This is a genomic window from bacterium (assembly GCA_024224155.1).
GTDB lineage: Bacteria > Acidobacteriota > Thermoanaerobaculia > Multivoradales > JAHEKO01 > CALZIK01.
This window is the reverse complement of record JAAENP010000575.1, coordinates 1-1,839: the sequence shown is the minus strand read 5'-3', so window position 1 is coordinate 1,839 and position 1,839 is coordinate 1. Positions and strand designations below refer to the sequence as shown.

The following is a 1,839-nucleotide window of genomic DNA, read 5'->3' as shown; positions in this document are numbered from 1 at the left end:
GGAGGCGTCGGAGGGTACCGGGATCGGCCTGGCGCTGGTCAAGCGCATCGTCGAGGTTCACGGCGGGCGGATCTGGGTCGAGTCCGTCCCCCCGAATGGGGGCAAGCGTATGGCGGGGCGGTACCAGGGATCGACGTTCTGTTTCACGCTGCCGGCCACCGGCCAGCGGGCCGCGGTAGGCGACGTCGGAACAGACGAACGGGTCGAGTCGAGCGCAGATCCGGGTTGAATGCGCCGCGGAGCCCGGGATTCGTCGTGGGCGTTGTAAGATGTGTTCCGTTTGCCCTCCTCCGGAGGGACCTTGCGCAGTCTCTGCGGAATCTGGTTCCTGTCGCGCCCCGCATCCTCGCTCGGGTGTCGGCCCGAGCCCGGCTACGGGTGGGGCGCCAGTTGAAGCTCAGAGATTCTCGGCGTCAGTTTTCTGGCCGGCTCTTTTGCCGCGGCGGACTTTTCAGCGCCATCGTCCTGGGGGTCGTGCTCTCCCTGCTGCTGTTCGGTCCTCTTTGGACCCAGTCGGGGGCCCAAGAGCAGACCGACCCGAAAGAGCTCGAGGCGCAGCTCGCCGCGGCGACGGGCCGGGTGCGGCTCGACCTGCTCCTCGAGCTGACCGAGGCCTATCGCGAGGCCGATCCTGCCAAAGCGATCACCTTCGGCAGCGAGGCGCTCGAGCTGCTCGCCGCGACGCCCGATGAAGACCGTGAGCTCGCGCTCCTGAATGCTCTCGCCGGCGCCCATCTTGCGCAGCAGGGCCGCGGGCCGGTCCCACTGCTTGACTATGAAACCGGTCTGCGCTATGCCGCACAGGCCGAGCAACTGGCCCGGACAGCCGGCAACAAGCCCGCCCTGGCTCGGTCTCTGGTGCTGATCGGGAGAATCTCATGGCGCACTGAGGAGCTTGAACGCGCCCTCCAAGAGCTCACCGAAGCTATCGGCCTCCTCGAAGAGCTCGGCGACACGGCGGGAGTGGCCAGCGCCTCCAATAGTGCGGGCATCGTCGCTCTCGAACGCGGCGACACCCAACAAGCCCTGGCGTTTTATCTCCGCGCATTCAGGCTTTACGAGGGAGCTGGCGATCTCCATGGCGTTGGGCAAGTGCTCAACAGTATCGGCATGGTTTACCAGGCACTCGGGCAGCACGACGAAGCACTGGATTTTTTGTATCGGTCCCTCGAGATCAAGCAGCAACTCGGCGATCAGCAGGGAGTCGGACGACGGCTGCACAACATCGGCAACACCTATCGGGCGACCGGCGATCCGGCTCAGGCCCTCGAGGCCCATCTTCGTGCGCTGGAGATTCGAGAGCAGGTCGGGGTCCCGCGATCCATCGCGCGTACGCTTCTAGCCATCGGCGTTGACTACCGCGACCTGGGCGAGCTCGAACAAGCGACCGCCTACGTTCAGCGATCGATCGGAATGTGGGAGGAGATCGGCAACAAGCAGGGTCTCGCTGCCGCGTTGCACTACATGGGCGAGCTGCACCGGCAAGCCGGCAGCTACGAAGCCGCACGCAAGGCGTTCGAACGCGCTCTCGCTCTCAATACCGAGGCCGGAAAGCCACCATCGTCGACCCTGCGCGAGCTGGTGGAGGTCTACGGCGCGCTGGGGCAGGGCCGCGAGATGCTGGAGGCTTTCCGGCAATACGATGCGATCACGAAAGAGAGCTACGACGAAGAAAACAGCCGGTCCATCGCCGAGATGCAAGCCCGCTTCGACGCCGATCAGAAAGAGAAAGAGATCGAACTCCTGCGCCAGCAGCAGGCCCTTCAGGCTCTCGAGCTGGAGCGCCAGCGCGGTACCCGCCGGGCTCTTGTCGGCGGCTTCGGCCTGGTGCTCCTCATC

Annotated in this window: 2 protein-coding genes; both read left to right on the top strand. The window is 65.5% G+C overall.

Translation table 11 applies throughout. From position 1 onward, the window contains the following. A partial coding sequence (locus GY769_26160) for a hypothetical protein (protein ID MCP4205410.1) occupies positions 1-229 on the top strand: 229 nt, incomplete at its 5' end. 161 nt (positions 230-390) lie between these two features. Next, a partial coding sequence (locus GY769_26155) for a tetratricopeptide repeat protein (protein ID MCP4205409.1) occupies positions 391-1,839 on the top strand: 1,449 nt, incomplete at its 3' end.